This is a genomic window from Paenibacillus sp. SEL3, from assembly GCF_054602585.1.
In genome coordinates this window covers 6227883-6248013 of record NZ_CM137725.1, presented here as the reverse complement: position 1 = coordinate 6248013, position 20131 = coordinate 6227883, and the positions used below count along the sequence as shown (strand labels likewise).

Here is a 20131-nt window from a genome sequence, read left to right as displayed (position 1 = left end):
TCATTCCATTCAAAGCAGATACCATCCCTAACTCCTAAAGGTACCTGTTTAATGAAAAAGAAAGGACCGATCCGTAAATGGAATATGTAAAGCTTGGAAATACCGGTTTAGACGTGTCTCCGCTTTGCCTTGGCTGTATGGGCTTTGGTGATCCTGTGAATTGGATTCACCCATGGGTGCTCGATGAGAAGCGAAGTCGCCTTATTATTAGAAAAGCTCTGGAAATAGGGATCAACTTCTTCGATACAGCGAATGTTTATTCCATTGGAGTAAGCGAAGAAATTATCGGGCGAGCACTTAAAGAATATACACGCCGCGATGAAATTGCGCTTGCTACCAAAGTATATTTCCCCATGCATGAGAGACCAAACGGGCTTGGATTGTCCCGAAAGAACATTATGCATGAAGTAGATCAAAGTCTCAATCGACTTGGGACAGATTATATTGATCTTTATATAATCCACCGATGGGATTACCATACACCCATTGAGGAGACTATGGAAGCATTACATGATGTTGTTAAGGCAGGGAAAGCAAGATATATCGGTGCGTCCGCCATGCATGCATGGCAGTTTCTAAAGGCGAATCACGTAGCGGAGAAACATGGCTGGACCAAGTTTGTCTCCATGCAGAACCATTACAATCTCCTTTATCGCGAAGAAGAACGAGAGATGTTGCCGCTCTGTAAAGAAGAGAAAATTGCAGTGACTCCTTACAGCCCACTTGCATCTGGTAGATTAGCACGGGACTGGACGGAGACAACGTATCGTTACGAAACCGACCAAGCGCAAAAATCAAAATATGATTCAACAATGGAAGCAGACCGGTCGGTGATCGAGCGTGTGGGTACTCTGGCAGAGCAACACAGTGTTCCTCGTGTGCAAATTGCGCTTGCCTGGCTTTTGCATAAAGAACCCGTAACAGCACCAATAATTGGTGCAACGACGATTTCTCATCTCGAAAATGCCGAAGCTGCGTTTTCCATAAAGCTAACACCTGAAGAAATTTCATTTTTAGAAGAATCGTATATCCCACATACCATTGTGGGACATATCTAGAAGAATGGTGATGATAAGCCTGTCGGCTTCATCATAAAGACGGGAATTGGAGGTTACTGCGTCGCATTATCGTCATTCTTTCGGCTGGTCCTATTCATCCGCAAAAAAACAAGCAGGAGGCATAGTTATGAATCGAATTGAAAAGAGCCAAGAAACGTTTAATCAGCTATTTGGTGATGGAGTGCCAGCGGCATACGCTACTGATCCTGATTTTCAGGACATCCTGAGCCGTTTTATTTTTGGGGAAGTTTTTTATCAAGGTACGTTGGACGATAAACAACGTGAGCTTATCACTCTAGTGGTACTTGTAACGAACCAAACGTTACCTCAGCTCAAGGCACATGCTCATGCTGCTCTGAACGTTGGGCTGACACCGGTAGAAATCAAAGAGGCCATTTACCAATGTGCGCCTTATTTAGGATTCCCTAAAACGCTAAATGCCATCGCGGAGATTAATGAGGTTTTCCAATCCAGAAATATCGAGTTACCTCTCGAAAGTCAAAAGCAGGTTGAAGAAGAGAATCGGTTAGACAAAGGCCTTGCAGTGCAGGTAAAAATCTTTGGCGATATCATTGAAAAGAACAGGGGGAATGTTCCATACAATCAAAAGCATATGCAGGACTATCTTTCTGCCTTCTGTTTTGGTGACTTCTATACTCGTGGAGGCCTTGATCTGAAAACACGGGAGTTGCTGACCCTCTGTATCGTGAGTAGTCTCGGCGGTTGTGAAAATCAAGTCAAGGCACATGTGCAAGGCAACCTGAATGTAGGCAATGACAAGGATATCATGATCACTGCCATCACTCATTGCCTTCCTTATGTGGGTTTTCCGAGAACATTAAATGCTTTGAGTTGTGTGAATGAAATCATTCCAGAATAGCAGAAGAAAATTAAGCCAAGAAATAGATTTTTTTATAGATGAAAGTATACCTAAAAGTAAGAAAGGGTGTTTATCTAAAATGTCAAATATTCAAGAAAAAGTAGTTATTATTACAGGGGCGTCCAGCGGTATTGGAGAAGCAGCTGCAAAAGAACTGGCATCCAAAGGTGCAAAATTGGTTCTTGCCGCTCGCCGCGAAGACCGGTTAAAGAAACTACAAGATAAAATTGAACAAATCGGCGGACAAGTTGTGTATAAAGTGACGGATGTAAGTTCACACCAACAAATGGAAGATCTTGCTGCATATGCGCTTAACGAGTTTGGAAAAATCGATGTTTTAGTCAATAATGCTGGAATCATGCCGCAGGCTTTTCTTGCTTTGAAAAAGGTTGATGAATGGGACCGAATGATCGATGTCAATATCAAAGGGGTATTGTACGCAATCGGGGCAGTCCTTCCATCTATGAGAGAACGGAAATCAGGTCATATTATTAACCTTTCATCCGTGGCCGGACACAACATCTACCCAGGCGGGACAGTTTATTGTGGTACCAAACATGCCGTAAGAGCAATCTCTGAAGGCTTGCGTCAAGAAGAAGCGATGAGTGGTACAAATATTCGTGTGACCAATATTTCGCCGGGGGCTGTGACCAGCGAACTACTGGAGACGACAACCGATCCGGCAACGAAAGCGGGCTTGAATGATTTTTACAAGATAGCAATCGGTGCAGACAGCATCGCACGTGCCATTGCCTTTGCCATCGAACAACCATCGGATGTGGGCATCAATGAGATGATCATTCGACCAACAGCTCAAGTTGGATAACGTTAAAAATATAAGAAAGTAGAGATGAAAAATGAAAAACGAGCACTTAAGCCATAGCACACTCTTCCCATTGGGTCAAAAAGTCGAAAAAAACTTTATCGGAGACGCGTACTTACAAATGGTGTTTACCGATCCAGCACCACTCAATACAGCAATTGGGAATGTAACCTTTGCTCCCGGTGCCCGCAATAACTGGCACTCTCATCATACTGGGCAAGTGTTGTTAGTTACTGGCGGTGAGGGGTGGTATCAAGAAGAAGGAAGGCCAGCTCAATTACTCAAAACAGGCGATGTGGTAAACATTCCAGCGAACATTAAACATTGGCATGGAGCTACAAAGGATAGCTGGTTTGTTCACTTAGCTCTTACACCAGGACAAACAGATTGGTTAGAACCCGTATTGGATGAAGAATATATTAAGCTTTAGTAAATGAATTAACACATATAAACGGCAGCCGTCAATGCTGCCGTTTATATAGAAGCTTCTAATAAATCTGAAACCCTCTGTTGCTATTCTGCGAATTATGGGGTCAGAGAAGATTTGAAGCTAGTACTGAGCGATTGGAGACAGTATTATGCAAACGATCGATCAACAAATGCTTACCGGAGAACGAGCACTTTTCAAGAGAAAGAACCTCATGGTCACTAATTCCATTTTTGCAGATGGCGAGTCCCCCCTGAAGGAAAGCAACGATATTACTATCGATAATAGCATTTTTAAATGGAAGTATCCCTTGTGGTATTGCAATAATATTTGTGTTAATCGTAGCACTTTCCTTGAAATGGCCCGATCGGGAATATGGTATACACATCAAATTGTCATTAATGACAGCGTAATAGAGGCGCCAAAGACATTTCGGCGTTCGAGCGGAATCCGACTGACGTATGTCGATCTACCCAACGCGCAAGAAACCTTATGGAATTGCGAAGATATTCACTTGCATCATGTGACCGCAAAAGGTGATTACTTTGGAATGAATAGCGCAAATATCACTATCGACGATTTCAGATTAGCGGGGAACTACGCATTCGACGGGGCTAAGGATATGGAGATTCGCAATGCGAAGATTATTTCAAAGGACGCCTTCTGGAATTGCGAGAATGTCACCGTCTATGATTCATTGATCATCGGAGAATATTTAGGATGGAATTCGAAAAACATCACCTTTATCAACTGCACTATCGAAAGCAATCAGGGAATGTGCTACATGGACCGTCTCATAATCGAGAACGGAACGATTCTGAATACCGACTTGGCATTCGAATATTCAACCATTGAGGTGGAAACCAAGACCTCAATTAATAGCGTGAAAAATCCAATCTCCGGGAAAATCAAAGCAAAGGATATCGGCGAAATCATCATCAATGACGAAGAAATCAACGCTGCCTACACCCGATACGAGCTGGATAAAGCAGGTGATCGATTTGTCCTTTAATTTTGATAAAATGACGAAGCGCTTGGCCACTAACTCTTATAAATGGGATGTTGGACCAGAAGAGCTGCCGATGTGGGTGGCGGATATGGACTTTGAGACTTCGCCTGCTTTAGTCGATGCTCTGCAAAAGAGATTAGACCATCGTATTTATGGATATACCTCGATACCAGATACTTATTATGATGCAGTTGCCCATTGGTGGGAAAAGAGACATCAATATCAGATCCAAAAAGAATGGATTATGTTTTGCACGGGGGTAGTGCCGGCGATATCATCTATCGTACGAAAAATGACCAAAGCCGGTGACAAAGTGCTAGTGCTTGCGCCTGTCTATAACATTTTCTACAACTCCATAAAGAACAATCAACGAGAAGTTCTCGTAAGCGAGTTGGTTTACAAAGACAATCAATATTCGATCGAATTTGACGATGTGGAGAAAAAGCTAGCCGATTCTGACACAACGCTTATGATTTTCTGCAATCCGCATAACCCCATAGGCAAAGTGTGGGACAAACAAGTTCTTGAGAAACTCGGCACGCTCTGCGTCAAGCATCAGGTCCTTATTCTTTCCGATGAAATTCACTGCGATTTAACACACCCAGGCAACCAATACGTTCCATTCGCTTCCGTATCGGAAGAGATCGTCCAAAATTGCATCACCTGTGTGGCGCCGACGAAAACTTTCAATCTTGCGGGAATTCAAACTTCAAGTATTATCGTGCCGAATTCGAAGATTCGTAAACTTGTACACCGTGGCATTAACACCGATGAAGTGGCCGAACCTAACTTTTTTGCGATTGAAGCAGCAATCTCTGCCTTTACGGAAGGCGAACCCTGGCTGCAAGCCTTATTGGAATATCTCATGGCGAACAAGCAATATCTCGAACATTATTTGGCTAGTGAACTGCCGCAGCTCCAAATTATCCATTCGGAAGCGACTTATTTGGCTTGGATCGATTGCCGGAACATAACTTCTAATGTAAGTCAACTGTGTAAATTCATAAGGAAAGAAACGGGGCTGTATGTCACGGAGGGCGCCATTTATGGCGGCAATGGACACGATTTCATTCGATTGAACTACGCCTGCCCTAAAAAACGACTAGTTGATGGATTGCAGCGCTTGAAGATTGGGATTCAGGCATATCAAAGAGTGAACGATTGATTTAATAATGGTTACCGGACACTCCTTCACGAAACGAATAGGAATTTGGGATAAAGTAGCACGATCACTTAATGAAGTTGGCGTCGATTTTGTGGTGTTCACAAAAGTGGAGCCATTATCCACAGCCGACTGTACATTGAAAGGGCAAAGCGTCGCGTGAGGAACAATACGATCTAATTCTGGCATTGGGGGCGGATTATCTGGATGTTGCCAATGCCAGCGAAATCGTAACCGTTTCGAAAATCACTTTCTTGGGGTTACCTTTCTAACTAGAGTCTTACCGCTGCCGGTTTGCAGTCCCAAAACGATATCATAATAGTTTCCTATAACTTTTTTATAATTTTGTTTCTTATGGTGTTGATCCCAGGGATACAAGGGGAGCCCACTTATGAATGTCATTGCAGCAAAAGCTGTGGCACTTGGAGAAGCACTACAACCAGATTTTGTGACCTATATAGAAGAAGTTCTTGACAATGCCAAGGTATTTGCAGAATCGCTGATTATATGGAGCGAGTATTTGGACTATAATTATTTGATGTGCAGCAAGCGATGAATACATATTTCAGAATCTCATGTATTAGGACAGGTTGCCTGAGTTTGAGGAAATGGAACTTGCCATGTACATTGGATCCAGCTATCAAAGCCGGGAAAAAAACGACTATTCGGCTATTTTAATTATTGGTTAGCACAGGAAGACAAAGCAGATGTACGTGATCGATGGCAATGTCTATAAACTGTTGCCGGATGATTTGGTCCAAGTCGCAATTGATAAGTTAAATCTTTATCTTTAGATAAGCCGGGCTTTGAAGTCCCAGATAGTTTATTTGGGGTTGTTCAATTGAGTCAGTCTGTGAAAAGTTTGAAGAAAACAAACGATGTCGGGTGATAAGAACATTATCTCATTAATTGCTGCGAAAATCGCGGCTTTTTTATTTTATGGGATAATATTCTTGTCAAAACTAAATGACAAGAACTTTATCCCAATTCCGATTTTGACAAGAATATTATCCCATTCCCAACGAATCAATCATCGAAAGTCTCTATTTTGGCGTTTTTTTGTTTTGCTGGTACAAGTCGGTATCCTGAGACGACAACAAAAACTTGTACCTGTTGCTGAAAGGACAAGAACATGGTGTCATTATTGATTTGGTATTTCCCTAAACAGCTTAATTCGGCTTATGCGTAAGAAAGTGGACGTATCGGCAGTTATTAATAAGTTGCTTTTCCAACAACTTCCTTAGCAGTATCATAAAGATTATCATAATGCAGAAGTTCAATATTTTGTTCCGTTTTTGTACGACGCTTAGTTCGGTAAGTTTTTTCCTTAAAGTCTGTCCGACGACCTGCAACAACGACGAAATGGATTCTCGTCCTGTCGGGTACCATAAATTCTAAAGGTAATTGTTGTGCCGCGTTTTTGTACTTTAGAATAGCTTCTTGAAAAGATGTATATTTAAAACGTGTAGGAATTCTGCTTAGGGCAGAGAAAGAAGATGTAACACGTGTTTGGCCGCTGATTGCTCGGCAGCTAAGACCAGACTTACTTGAATTATATGAGCACTGCATAACTAAATCTCGAGCTTGGCCTCTTTTTTCAAATGAACAAAAAGAAAGATTGCTGCAAACAGCAAATTTATTCATTAATAAATTTGAAGTAAAGTATTACCCAAATGAGTACTGGAGATCTGATTTATCCACGATATGTTCAGCGTTGCAATTAATATGGAAATTGCGTCCGCAATTATTTGAACAATTGTCAAATGAAAGATTACATCTTTTGATTCCATATATGGTTCATCCGGAAATGGATTCGTACGATAGCGGTAAGGATATTTTTCGTTTTGCCTATAAAAGAGCTAAATCCAAAAAAATTATTGAACCTCTTCTTTGTCTTTTAAAGAAACGACGTTCTATAGGATCTTGGCAGGGAAATCGGTCCATAGCAACAGAGAGAATCAATCACGTTTGGGATGAGAAGATAAATAAAGAAGTTCAACATATCTTGATGGAACCAGTATTACCTAGAACTTCGGCTAGAGATTTATTAGGAATTTTATATTCACATGAAGAAGATACTGCTTTGACTTTTTGCGAGCATATCATAAAAAAACGATTCCAATGCTATTCTTTATGGAAGAAAGCTGTAGCATTAGCTTCCAAAATGTTGGATTCTGCCAAAGATGGTGGAGAAAAAATAATTACAATTTTACTGAAATCAAATAAGAATTCAGATATTAAATTTGTATACAACGTTCTGAGACTATACTCTAAAGACAGATCCGATTTTAGTTTTCGAAATAAATGGACCCCCGAAGGGTTGATAGAATTATATAGTTGGATTCATAAAAATGCTGATCTATTTAAGAAGGAATGGAGCGTGAGGATTGAGGAGTGGAAATCATATATCCTAAATGAAACGAAATCTATTGATATCTTAAAACCGGGGCATGTACTGCAATTAAAACAACTAATTCCAGACTGTGATATTGTGCGCGATCATTGGGAAATGATCAGAGTTCAGTTCCAACGGGAAAGTTGGTATGCTCCTTCCATAGAAGGACTGCTACATATGACGGAAAATGCTGAATCAAGGCCCATTACAAATGAATATCAATTAATTGAGGCTCTTCGGGGAACGTTAGAAGCTTTGAACTTGAATGGAATGGTGATGAGAATCCATTAGTTGCACTTCTTTGGAACCAAAATAAAGGAAGCTTTAAGCATCAATATTGGCCAAAAGACGAAAATTTACTATCGGACACGTTAAAATATTTCATTTCAAAAGATCTGCTGAGAAGAGGACTGATAGCAAATAGAGAAGTGCAGGTTCTTCGTAAACAAGGAGGCGAAGACGGGGCTCTTTTAGATATTAAGGTTGAGGTTCCCGGAACAAATAGCACTAGGACTTTACGTGTGTATATTGAAGTGAAGGGTTGCTGGAATGAAGATTTGGAGACTGCCATGCTAGACCAGCTTACTAATAAGTATATGGTTCAACATCATTGTGATTTCGGTATGTATGTTGTAGGCTGGTATCAGTGTTCACAGTGGAAAAAAGAGTGGGATTACAGAGCGGGAAAGGCACCAACTTACTCTATTCAGAAAGCAAGGGAGTTATTTAGTGTGCAGGCTAGGGATATATCTATTCAAAGTAGAAAGAGAATAGAGGCTATGGTATTAAATTTATCTTTGAGATGAGATCATTTATATTTTCTTTGCCCGATGATTAAGTTAAACCGGTTGCTAGAATCATTGTTGTTGAGCGGTATCAAACCAGCCACTAGGACAATTCGTGGATCAGGCGAACAAGCAGTGGGAGATTCATATCAATCAACACCAAAATAACGAGCGAAGTGGGAATATATTTGGATGTGAACCTAAGAACACAAGGAACGACCTATTCGATCGGGGTCAAAAGAGGCAAATTGAACGCTTCGGATTTTTCAAGATAAGAAAAAAAGACCTAACAAAACATATTCGCAAACTTAACAACGAAAGGCGAAGAAGCGTCCGCCTGGTGCGGACGCTTCAACGTGTCGAGAAAGTCGAATTAGATGTATAGAGGAGTCTTAATTTTCGTGTCCTCCCTCTTAAAATCAGGAATTATCAATTTATCTGGTAATGCGAATATGGTAGCAGAATACGTTAACGGAGGAGAACGAATGAATTATTTAAGTGAAGAAGATTTCAGGAGGCTTTGGAAAAGTGCTCTCAAATCTGTTGATACATCTGCGTTGCTTTTTTTAAAGGAGTGTCATGCGCCGTACATCTTTTATCGTTAAATAGAATATGTTAGGCTTGCGAATAGTCATTATAATTAAAAAGCCATAAAGAGGATGAGTGCAATGCTTAATATAAGAATGTTAAAAGCATTCAGTGGTGATAGTTTTATTATCTCATATAATAATGGAGATGGTAGAAATACAAATATTTTAATTGACGGTGGAATTGCTAGAACATATCGTACTTTAAAAAAAGAAATAAAGGACATTGAAAAAAGAAATGAAGTAATAGACTTACTCATTTTAACTCATACAGACAGTGATCATATCGGTGGTATACTAAAATATTTTCAAGATGAAGACATGAACCACCACTTGATAAGAAAAGTTCTGTTCAATTCGGCTAGTTCTCTCTCAAAGTACTTCAACACAGATATTATAAAAAGTAGAGAACTGACCTTATCGCCGTTAAACTCTGAGTGTTCTTATCGAGAGGGGAAAAGTTTAGAAGACTATCTTGAAAAAAATAACATTTGGAATGATGAAATAATAAAATTCAAAGATAAATTTCTTTTATCTGGGGCTAAACTTACCATTTTATCTCCGACGATTGATACACTTAAAGAATTAAATAAGAACTGGGAACTAGAAGAAAACAGCGATACCGAGTGTGGTGGTAATAATAATGATTATAACTACACTTTAGAAGATTTATTCAAAAAACCATTTTGTGAAGATAGATCACTTGCAAATAAATCTAGTATTGCTTTTCTTTTTGAATACTCTGATAAAAACATTCTAATGTTAGGTGATGCTCATGCTTTAATAATAGCGAATTCTTTAAAGAGCATGGGGTACTCAACCAAAAATAAACTTAAATTAGATTGTGTAAAGCTATCTCATCACGGAAGTAAGTTCAATACTTCCGAGGAGTTACTATCAATTTTGGATTGTTCCCGTTATTTAATATCAACAAATAAAAGTAATCGTCCACACAAGGAGACTTTGGCAAAGATTATTAATTCTCAACAAAGGGTTTCTTTTTATTATAATTACGAGCACCCGGGGCTTTTTAATACTGAAGAAAAAACATTCTATAACTTATACGAATATGTGACATCAAATATTGCATTGGAGGAATAGAGAGAATGTGCACGTCAAAGGAACTACCACACTGCATCCGTTACAACTATACATACAAATCAGAATCTAAGTATGGAAGCGGAATTATAATTCAAATGAACAGTGATAAGTATGACATGATATTAACAGCAGGTCATTGTTTGTTCAATGCGACTGAAGGACAATTTGATTTTTTTGGCATTGATTTAGAAGTAATTGCTATACATATTCTTAATAACTTGGACATTGGAGCCATAATTATTAAAAAAGCTCCAGAAGGAATGGCGAGTAATGTCCCTTTTAAGCTAGGAGATTTTAATAATGAGAATTCATTACTCTGTGGTTTTCCGTATCTAAAAAAAGATACTGACGCAACCTTCGAATGCATAGAGACAAATTTTAAGGGGAATACGAGCTTAACGAGTAAAAGAATGACCTATAACATCGATTTTTCAGATAGCTTCGATCGTTCTAAGAAAGAGTTGCTTGAAGGTATGTCCGGCTCCCCACTTCTAGTTTCAAAGAATAAGGCGCTTGTCGGCATTTTTATTGGAACTTCACTTCCTGATGGTGCTTACAGCGAAGTTCAGGTTATTCCTGTAAGAGCAATAATTGATGAGTTACGAGAGCTCGATATTGTTTATTTTGAAGACGGGAGTTTTGAAAATGGGATGTCGTGGTTGAAAATAAAAGAAGAGAATTCTGCTGCAATTATGGGTAATAATGAACTTTATTCTCTATTAATTGGTAGAAGCGGCGCCGGAAAATCTGCTTTCATTAAAACGTTTTTAAAACATTCAGATCTAATTAATTCTACCGGAAATGGCCGAACTACACGATCAAGTACTGAATATGAAATTTTTCAGGATCTAAAAATGCCTAATGTTGAAATTAATTTTTTTAATAAAGAGGATTTTGTTAAATTTCGCATTACTCAGTGCTATCAAATTTTAGATGAAACAACTGATAATAAAAAAACAAAAACTAAAGAAGAAGGCATCCTTCACTTATCCGAGTATTCAATAAAACCAACTCAACTTTTAAACAGTACCATTCGTAATCCGGACTTTTTCAATTATGAAGAGCTGGACTTTTGCACAGAAGAGAGCATCCCTGATCAGATAAAATATATTTTTAAGACCCTGTTTGGCGGTGATCCAGATAATACCATTCCTGTAAAATATACAATAGATCAATATTTTCACTTAATTAGACATTTAGGGATTGAAAAAGATCCAGAAAAAAGTAAGAATGATTATGATCTTGATGATGTAGTTAGAGTTTTATTTGAAAAAGTATACGATGTGGTAATTAGCGCATTAAAGAAAAAACATAGCATTTTATTTTCAAAGGAAAATCAAGTCACAATTAAACTTCATCCTGATATGAATGAGCAGGAAAAAGATTTTTTAGAATGTTCATTAAAGGTGATGGAAAATGAAGGGGAGAAGTACTTATCCTATACGGGATTCATTGAAAAAGTCATTGTGAAAGATAGAGTAAGCGATGATTACATTAAGGTTTTTAAGGATTTACATATTTCCAAGATAACTTTAGTGGATACTTATGGGTTAGATCATGCTACTAGTTTGAGTAAGGACCTGTTAGAAAAAAGACTGCCTAAGCTAATGGAAGATTACCCCAAAATGAATACGGTGTTCTATTTAAGAAAGCTAGGGTCTGATTCTCCCTCTGATCTAGAGTTAGCAATTCCAACCATATATAATATTAATCCAAACTTCAGAATTTATATGGTTTTTACTGACATAGATGCGAATCAATCAGTGATTAACAGTATGAGCAAAGACCCTGTTGTAGATCTCTGGGCATTAAATAAAAAAAACAAAATAAATGTTGTTAATTATTTTAATTCTAGAATTACAGGATTTTTTGACGAAGATCATCCTATTCAACAGGCTTTAAAAGACAACGGTGTCTCGACAGAACTAGCGGATAATATTTATAAAGTAATCAAGGATAAACTAATACCGTATTGTTCAAATGAGAATGATAGTGAACGTTCTCAGTATCTTAGAAATAATACTTTTCATATAAAAGAGTTATTGAGGTCTATTATTCGAAAAGAGTATTTGGGTACTGGGTACATTAATATTAAAAAAATGGAACACAATTTTAACGCCAACACTCAACCTCCACAACTGAAAGATAGATTAATGTCTCTATTGGAAGAAATGTTTGATGTTGCAAGTATTACATGGTTTATTGGGAGCTCGGGACATGGGCACTGGAGAACACAGACCGCTAACATTGAGCGTTTAAATCGAAATGTACTTGGATATTGGGGCACCTATAGAGATGTATGGAACTGGAGATTTTTTGATGCATATAACAAAGTATTTTCTAAGTTGTCCTCTGATGATTTTGCACTGTTCTTTTACACTGATCCTCAAATGAATGATGCTGCAGCAATACAGCAACTATTAAATAATTTTTCTACGCATTTTTTGAGTTGTCCAGAACATAAACTGTTTAGATTTCCAGTTGAACCAACGTTATGTTTAGAATGTAATCTAGATAAATGCTTTAAGCAAATACTTTTATCTAGTTATAAGGATAATGAGCTCAAAGAGAGTGTACATGATAAGCAAAGGAGTGATTGGCTTAATGATCGCTCAAACTTCCGTGAACGATTCCACAAAATTGATTCAGAGGTATATGATTATTTCCTTGAGGAATTTTCGAACTACTTTTTTGATGAGTGCAAAAAGCATAACGCTCGAATTATTACTGAAGTCTTAAAAGAAAAACATGGTACAGAGTTAAAAAAAATTGGTGAGTCAATAAAAGACTCTTTAAAAAATTTCGAAAGAGATCTCTCTGAACAAAGACTTTATGAAATTATGTCGCAAATAGACTTATATGCGTAAGTATTTGATAATTAGAGGTCACCCATCAAATTCAATCTAAAGCGCAACCGGCTAGAAAATCAAGTTTCCTACGCCTGCTCGATACAAAAACGATTTTCCGTTTCTGAAAGAGGTCGACAACTGGGCACTCGCTAACGTGTAATTTGAACAAGGCGTACCAACAATTCTTCAAACGCCGGGCTACCGGCTTTCCCAAGAGGAAATCCCGTAAAAAATCTGTTACTGAAAGTCACTCCAAATTCATGGGAAAGTAAATTTGTCAGTGATCCCTGCGTACTAAAGCATCGGGATCACTGGGTGATGTCTTGTTTTGACTTTGACGGGAAGACAGTTCATTGGATCAAGCAGCCTAATCCTATTATCGAACCTGGTCCAAACGAGAGTTTGGATAGTATTTACGCCCATAAACCGTCTGTTGTTTATCATGAAGGCACATTATATCATTTTTACTGTGCATTCGACCAAGTCATCCGGATAACATCATATCACTTGCTGGCAAGTTCAGAACAATAGCGATTGCCGCATCCAAAGCAATAACAGAAATCTAAATGCACGTTTTTACTCTTTTAGACTTCTGATTGAGATAAACAGTGTGTGATGAGACGCATATAATTGCATTCTATTTTTAAACACCTCCTTCATTTACTACTTTAGTCCATTAAACTGATATGAGTAATGAGCGGTCTGCAGGGTTGCAGACTGCTCATTTTTTCATTGAACTGTCGGTAGACTTAAGGATAATGTCGTACAGTAGCATGTTTATCCTAGAATTACTTTTAACTCAAGTTCTTTGTAGTTTCACTGAGCCAACAACAGTGAGATAAGTAAGGATTGAGGAAAGAACTAAGAAATCTATTCATTGTTTCACTTGTATGAGAAAACAATTCCAAATCCATTTATAGTTCGACAAAACAAGCGTTTTTTAGACAGAGGAATACAGTATATGAGGTTGAATATAAAATATTGTAGCAATATTATAATTTTTGGAGGATTAGCACTTGTATTCACCAATCATTAGGATAAAAAAATGAAATGGGCAGGAATAGATTTTTTGTTTTTAGTAGAAGGCTGAATAGAGAAGTTAGACTTTACAATTCACTGAAATATGATCATTGGGTTCTAACGGAATCTGATGTTTCAGTGATGAACTACTGTGAAAGGCCGTTAGAGATAAAAGTGTCTGTTGCTGGTAAAGTTGTTGAAACAGTTTTTGATATGTGGATTAAATCAGAAATTGAAGAAAAATTTGTGTTTATACGTTACTCATATGAAATAGATCCAGATATTAAACGTTCAAGCGAACAAGCGATTTATGAAATGTATGCTCAAAAAATATGGTTTGCAGAGAATAATAAGACCCATTGTGTTCTAACTGAAGAAGATATACGACATAACCCTACTATTATTGAAAATAAAAAACTTTGCTTCCTTTTTTCATCCCGCTTTCTGAGATAAAGCCAGAAGTATATGAGCTGATTTATAGATCATCTTTAAAGGGCCCTATGACAATTCGTGATTTAGAAAAATCCATTCAATCTAACTATCATCCTGTCACAATTAGAAATTCTATTTTTGCATTAATCCTCCATGGGATTCTTACTTTTAATCAAGACAGGGACTTACTTTGTGGTTTGACGGAGGTGCAGTTGAATGTCGAGAAGACGTATCTTAGATAGTATAAATATCGATCCAAAACATAAAGACATCTCAAATTGGCCAATTGTTAATATCATGCAACTTGAACCTGAAGATAGAGAGATATTCAAAAAACGAGAAGCTGCAGTAAAGCTATACATGCTTCATGAAGAAGTAACTTTGGAAAAAATCACAGAACAAACCGGCGTAAGTAAGAAAGAATTGATCATATTTATTAAAAAATGTTTAGAATTCGAGCCAATAACTGAAGCAATCTGGGGATTTAGAGCATTAATCCCTCATAAGAGAACTAAAAAATATGATAGGAGTGCGAGCACAACCTTTTTACCACAACAGCAAAGACCAAGATTCAGTGGGGCCTTCAACCAACTCCTTGAACAATATCCAGAGATTAAGGAAAAGATCACTTCAGCATATTTAAAACGGAAAGGAAAAAGTTCTACGATGCCCATAATCTCAACTGATGGGATCCATAGATCATTCCTAAGTTTATGCGAAAAGAATGGTCTAGGATTACATGACTATCCTTTTAATACCAATGATAAAGGATACCGATCACTATATCGTTTCTTTAAAAAAATTGAGAATAATTATTTTTCAGAAGGTGCAAAACGTTACGGAAAGGAAGCAGCAAGACAAGCACGGATGGGAACAACGCCAACACACGAACTGATATTAAAAAGGCCTTTTCAACGCGTTCAGTTTGATGGGCATAAGATTGATGCGATGTTTACTATCACATTTAAAACCCTGAAGGAGACTTATTTACTGAAGTTGTGGAGCGGGTATGGCTTCTTGTAATAGTTGATGTAGCAACTCGAGCAATATTAGGTCATCACCTCTGTGTAAATAAAGAATATAACAAAGACGATGTTTTGCATTGTATTCGCAATACAGTAACCACTTATGAAATCGAAAATTTTCGATACCTGGTATCGATTATGATCCTAAAGGTGGTATACCTTCGGCTGAAATTCCAGAAACGGCATGGGCTCTTTGGGATGAATTCGGCTAGCCCATTAGATTTGCCACTAAGTGATGAGGAAGACATCTGGTTGATGAAACTGTACTCATCCTTTGTTAAGGAAGAGCCATTCAGAGAAAATATTAAGTATACTTCGATTACATTCGATCCTCCTGAGAATTTTGATAAAGATCGGTTAATTAGTCAAGCCGCTGGTTTTACATTTTTCCAGCCTGAGAATATCAATTTACTCGGTGTAGATCTGGAATTGTTTGCAGTGATAGGCGTATATAATTTGCGTATTTCAGATATAATTCCTAGTAAAAAAGAGCCAGGTAAGTTGGAATGTATACTTGAAAATAAGTCCGATTAGAAAAGCTTTCGATCGATGAGATACTTTAAGACGTATGAAAAGGCTTTGGAGTTTCAAAAGAACATAAGAGCACTTCATGAGGCCCGAGATTTGTTCAGCATATTTGAAGAAGATAAATAACTATAGCTTAGTGAGCAGCTTTACTCTAATGTGAAGATTCGATTGGTCGATTTTTTCATATCGTGATAAGATCGGTCCAATACATATATTAAATTTAATAAACGGAAGATACGGATCATCTAAAAATTATTATAGAGGGGGTCACAGTAGCACCCGCGGTATAATATAATTACGTAAAATAATAATTTGACGAATATTTAGGGATGGGTTATTTTAATATTAAGGAGGTTGATTATCAAATGAATAAAGACATGCGACTTCATTACATAAAACGTATTGATGAAAAATGTGAAGAGCTACCCTGGTATGTTACTGAATACATAGATACTCGTAAACGTAAGCTGTCACACACAACCTTACTGAACTACTGCCATGATTTCATCATTTTTTTTGACTGGCTCGTTTCTGAGAAATTTGCAGCTGACTGTCGTAAGGAAATTGAACTTTCAGTTTTAGAAGCGCTAACTGTTCGTGAAGTAGAGAATTTTTTATCCTTTTTGGAATATCATTTGGGAAATACAAAACTTACAATTAACCGGAAGCTATCGGCATTAAAATCCCTTTTTAATTACTTGCAAAACAAGGCTGAGACTCAGGATCTCAAACCATATATTCAGCGGAATGTGATGGCTAAGATTGAGTTTAATACCAGTAAGGAGACTCAAGAAACAGTTGCCAATCGTATAGAAGGAAAAATACTTCGGGAAGACGATTTCGAGAAATTTCGTCAGTTTGTGGCCCATGATTTCGGTGAGGTCAATAGAGCAAATAAAAGATTAATCCATTTCCATGAGTTTAATCGTGAACGAGATACAACCATAGTATCCCTGATACTTGGATCTGGACTTCGCTTGTCAGAAGTAGCGGGTATTAATCTCGATGATATTGATATGAATAAAGCCCTCGTACGCGTTCTACGTAAGGGAAATAAAGAACAATACGTATATTTTAGTCAGCAAGCTTTATTTGATATGCAGGATTACTTGAAAATCAGGGCCATTAGATATATGCCTGAAAAATCAGAAAACTATCTTTTTATAGCTGCGCCAATTGGTAGAAAAGGAGTAAGTAGACGTCTAACACCTAGGTCCATTGAAAAGCTTGTTGAGAAATATGCAAAGGCATTTGGCAAACCTGCAGTGACGGTGCATTCTTTGAGGCATTCATTCGCAACTCGTTATCACCTGGAGAACAATAACGTACCTAGGTTAAAGAATCAGTTAGGGCATTCGTCGATACAAACAACCATGATCTATACACATTTGTCTGATGAAGAAATGAGAACTGCCGTTAATAATATGGATAAGTTTGAATATTAAAATGACACAAAGTTTGGCCCTTTGGGGGAAATTGACACAAAGTTTGACCCGTTGAAGGATACGGTGACACAACTTTCTTAAACATGGCTTATTTGTGCCTTCTATAAATGTTAGAAGGGTTAATCTTTGTGTCAATAACTTATAAAGGGATCAACTTTGTGTCATTAAGGGGTGCATCTTTGTGTAACTGGACATCTATACACATTTGTCTGACAAAGAAATGAGAACTGCCGTTAATAATATGGATAAATGACCAACTTCCAACGTAAAGAAACACGAAATTAGTGACACAAAATTAGTGACACAAATCAACCATTATGCGTGGATGCTTTGACACAAAACTCCCACTATAATAAGTGATTAAGTGAGAACTACGCAATTTTATATCCAACATGTAATTATATAATGATTTTTCAATGATTAGCACAAAGAATAAAGTTAAAAAGGGTGCTTTGGTGTCAAAAACAAGGGAAGTTTTGTGTCAATCAACAGTAACTTTGTGTCAATCAACAGTAACTTTGTGTCAATGTACAACAGAAGTCCACATTATCTATATATACATATGTACAAAATACGGGTTTTGTGAAGATGTCTTAGAAAACCCGCATAGCAACGTGGATTCTTCATCCATTGTCGGATGACAAGAACATTATCTCATAAATGACAAGAACATTATCTCATTCCCCATATAATTGTAATTATATCCGATGAGTATTATTACAGTCAAAAATAAAAGAATTCGCCTATAGTAGGCGAATTTAAAATGATAGAATGGATTTTACCGGATACTTTATGTTGCCGAATCAATCGGTCGGTTTGTTTCCTTAACTATTACTCCTTCTTCACCGTAGCGTTCATGTTGAATTTCTTCTAATGTCTTTCCTCTCGTCTCCGGTGCCATCACAATGCCAATCACAGCGGATATGAGCAGGAAAGCAACCATTATTAATCCCGACATATGAAAACCAATCAAAGTCAGCATTGCAGGTACGACCAGTGAGATTAAACCGACCGCTACGCGTGCTACACTAAATAGGAATCCCTGCGCCTTGGCCCGATACTTGGTATGGAATAGTTCTCCAGCCCACAGTCCGTAGAAAGCCTGCGCGCCGAAACCAGCCGCGATGCCCCATAGTATGACAAAGATGAATAACTCGGCTAAGCCCATACCGCCTAATGCCAGAACAAGCCAGGCCACAATGCCCATGAATGCGCCGATCGCAAAAAGAAGCTTACGGTTCATCTTGTCCCCAAGTTTAATGAAGACAAAGTAAGTAGAAGCTATGGTCAATACCCAGAGGAAGGCTTGTAGCAGGTTGGCCTGAGCCGCGGTGAGCCCACCTACTTGTTGGTAAATGTAAGGCATGAAATATCCCATTACACCAGCAACCAGATTCCAGAAGCAATAGATTCCGACTAGCAGGATAATTGCTTTCAAGTTAGCCTTGTTCATAAACAGCTCTTTGACGGAACTCTTCGATACATGTACTCCCTTGGCCTGTAGCTTGTTCGCTTTCGCCTTCTCTTCCTCCCAAATTTTACTCTCACTGATTTGCTGTTGCATGATCCAGGTAATAAGAGCGATAACAAAGAGCTGTCCGAAAATAATACGGCTGCCCAAAAGACCCAACGGGGCCAACACAACTGAGAGCAGCAGCGAGATGGCAGGGCCGACCGACCAGGCAAGCTGTCCCATTCCGACCCGGGATGCTCGGGCGTCCGCTGGCGCTTCCTCAGAAATATAGGTCCACGCGGCTGGTATAGCTGCACCTACTGCGATTCCTGTAATAACGTAACCGATCAGCAGCATAGGGAAGTTAAATGACAGAGCTACTAGCAGTACACCCAGCATATAAACGAGTAGATCGTATTTATAAATCAACTTGCGACCGTATTTATCGACCAGATAACCCCCAATGAGAGCGCCAATGGCCGAACCGAAGCCGTTTGCACTCAGCGCACCCAACAAACCGACCTTGAAATCGTCTAGGTGTAGATACTCAACCCACAGAGATAATCCTCCCGCTCCTGCAACGATAGAACCTGCTTCGAGATAGTTCGACATTGCAACAGTTACGGTCGATTTCATATTTGATTTTTTACTTTTTACTGCATGAGCTGGCATTATCGTACACCTCCGCTATTTACCTGATACCGCTGTTCCAAATGGAACACTTCTGGAAGCGGAGTTGACACCGGGCTATGATCCGGATTTGTCTCCATGATATCTTTCATATAATCCCACCATCTTTGGCATTCTGGCGTGTCAGCGGATTTCGCCCATAGGCCCTCATCTTCAATCTCCAAGTAAGTAAATAAGGTGTTAGAATTAGATTCCAGGAATATGGAATAGGTGTTTACCCCATGTGCGAGTAACATTTTCTCCATCTCCGGCCAAAGCTCATCGTGACGCTTACGGTATTCTTCATGACAGTTTGCAAAAACTTTCATTATTGAGGCTTTGCGTATCAATTCATTCACTCCTCTTCATGTGTAAAATTCCCTTATATTTGGTACCGCTTACATAGTATTATAAAACGGTTTCCTTAATGCGGTTAGGAGAGGATTTTCAGTTAGGGTAGACATTTTTCGGAGGTTTCCTCAG

Annotated in this window: 17 protein-coding genes and 2 pseudogenes; 16 read left to right on the top strand and 3 right to left on the bottom strand. The window is 38.4% G+C overall.

Going from position 1 to position 20131, the window contains the following annotated elements:
• The first annotated feature begins 77 nt into the window (after positions 1-77).
• The 7 genes and pseudogenes from ACYCS5_RS28115 to ACYCS5_RS28085 all read left to right on the top strand — a co-directional run.
• Positions 78-1058, top strand: coding sequence for an aldo/keto reductase (locus ACYCS5_RS28115; protein ID WP_459760511.1), 981 nt, complete (start codon positions 78-80; stop codon positions 1056-1058).
• 127 nt (positions 1059-1185) lie between these two features.
• Positions 1186-1938 carry a carboxymuconolactone decarboxylase family protein gene (locus ACYCS5_RS28110; RefSeq protein WP_103744573.1) on the top strand — a complete coding sequence of 251 codons (753 nt, stop codon included), beginning with the start codon at positions 1186-1188 and terminating at the stop codon, positions 1936-1938.
• 79 nt (positions 1939-2017) lie between these two features.
• Positions 2018-2764: an SDR family oxidoreductase gene (locus tag ACYCS5_RS28105; RefSeq protein WP_459761354.1), complete on the top strand. Its 747-nt coding sequence runs from the start codon at positions 2018-2020 to the stop codon at positions 2762-2764.
• A 31-nt stretch (positions 2765-2795) separates the two neighbouring features.
• Positions 2796-3191 (top strand): cupin domain-containing protein, encoded by a 396-nt coding sequence (locus ACYCS5_RS28100; protein ID WP_103744571.1) that lies wholly within the window; start codon positions 2796-2798, stop codon positions 3189-3191.
• A gap of 148 nt (positions 3192-3339) precedes the next feature.
• Positions 3340-4200: a DUF3737 family protein gene (locus tag ACYCS5_RS28095; RefSeq protein WP_103744570.1), complete on the top strand. Its 861-nt coding sequence runs from the start codon at positions 3340-3342 to the stop codon at positions 4198-4200.
• 10 nt (positions 4201-4210) lie between these two features.
• Positions 4211-5362, top strand: coding sequence for a MalY/PatB family protein (locus ACYCS5_RS28090; RefSeq protein ID WP_459760510.1), 1152 nt, complete (start codon positions 4211-4213; stop codon positions 5360-5362).
• 367 nt (positions 5363-5729) lie between these two features.
• Positions 5730-6248, top strand: a pseudogene (locus ACYCS5_RS28085) (hypothetical protein); the annotation flags it as partial.
• Positions 6249-6571: 323 nt separating this feature from the next.
• On the opposite strand, the gene ACYCS5_RS28080 reads toward ACYCS5_RS28085, so the two are convergent.
• Positions 6572-7003: a hypothetical protein gene (locus tag ACYCS5_RS28080; RefSeq protein WP_459760509.1), complete on the bottom strand. Its 432-nt coding sequence runs from the start codon at positions 7001-7003 to the stop codon at positions 6572-6574.
• On the opposite strand from ACYCS5_RS28080, the gene ACYCS5_RS28075 reads away from it, so the two are divergent.
• From ACYCS5_RS28075 to xerS, 9 genes and pseudogenes are all read left to right on the top strand, one after another.
• Complete coding sequence (locus ACYCS5_RS28075; RefSeq protein WP_459760508.1) at positions 6978-8045, top strand: hypothetical protein; 1068 nt, start codon at positions 6978-6980, stop codon at positions 8043-8045. The two genes, ACYCS5_RS28080 and ACYCS5_RS28075, sit on opposite strands and share 26 nt — an antisense overlap.
• A 137-nt stretch (positions 8046-8182) precedes the next feature.
• The gene (locus tag ACYCS5_RS28070) at positions 8183-8560 is read left to right on the top strand and encodes a hypothetical protein (protein WP_459760507.1); all 378 of its coding nucleotides are present in this window, start codon (positions 8183-8185) and stop codon (positions 8558-8560) included.
• 647 nt (positions 8561-9207) lie between these two features.
• Entirely contained in the window at positions 9208-10227 is a 1020-nt protein-coding gene (locus ACYCS5_RS28065) for a ComEC/Rec2 family competence protein (protein WP_459760506.1), read from the top strand.
• A gap of 95 nt (positions 10228-10322) precedes the next feature.
• On the top strand, positions 10323-13094 hold the full coding sequence (locus ACYCS5_RS28060; RefSeq protein ID WP_459760505.1) for a hypothetical protein: 2772 nt from the start codon (positions 10323-10325) through the stop codon (positions 13092-13094).
• A gap of 55 nt (positions 13095-13149) precedes the next feature.
• Positions 13150-13306, top strand: a pseudogene (locus tag ACYCS5_RS28055) (RNA-guided endonuclease TnpB family protein); the annotation flags it as partial.
• 820 nt (positions 13307-14126) lie between these two features.
• Positions 14127-14549, top strand: coding sequence for a hypothetical protein (locus tag ACYCS5_RS28050; RefSeq protein ID WP_459760504.1), 423 nt, complete (start codon positions 14127-14129; stop codon positions 14547-14549).
• A 195-nt stretch (positions 14550-14744) separates the two neighbouring features.
• Positions 14745-15551, top strand: coding sequence for a hypothetical protein (locus tag ACYCS5_RS28045; protein WP_338533676.1), 807 nt, complete (start codon positions 14745-14747; stop codon positions 15549-15551).
• 200 nt (positions 15552-15751) lie between these two features.
• Positions 15752-16087 (top strand): abortive infection system toxin AbiGii family protein, encoded by a 336-nt coding sequence (locus ACYCS5_RS28040; protein WP_459760503.1) that lies wholly within the window; start codon positions 15752-15754, stop codon positions 16085-16087.
• A gap of 359 nt (positions 16088-16446) precedes the next feature.
• Complete coding sequence (xerS, locus tag ACYCS5_RS28035; protein ID WP_103744553.1) at positions 16447-17526, top strand: tyrosine recombinase XerS; 1080 nt, start codon at positions 16447-16449, stop codon at positions 17524-17526.
• Between the two features lie 790 nt (positions 17527-18316).
• Here the strand turns inward: xerS and ACYCS5_RS28030 are convergent.
• Together ACYCS5_RS28030 and rhaM are read right to left on the bottom strand one after the other, a co-directional pair.
• Positions 18317-19651 carry an MFS transporter gene (locus ACYCS5_RS28030; RefSeq protein ID WP_459760502.1) on the bottom strand — a complete coding sequence of 445 codons (1335 nt, stop codon included), beginning with the start codon at positions 19649-19651 and terminating at the stop codon, positions 18317-18319.
• The gene (rhaM, locus tag ACYCS5_RS28025) at positions 19651-19998 is read right to left on the bottom strand and encodes an L-rhamnose mutarotase (RefSeq protein ID WP_459761353.1); all 348 of its coding nucleotides are present in this window, start codon (positions 19996-19998) and stop codon (positions 19651-19653) included. Before rhaM ends, ACYCS5_RS28030 begins: the two co-directional genes overlap by 1 nt.
• Between the last annotated feature and the right edge of the window lie 133 nt (positions 19999-20131).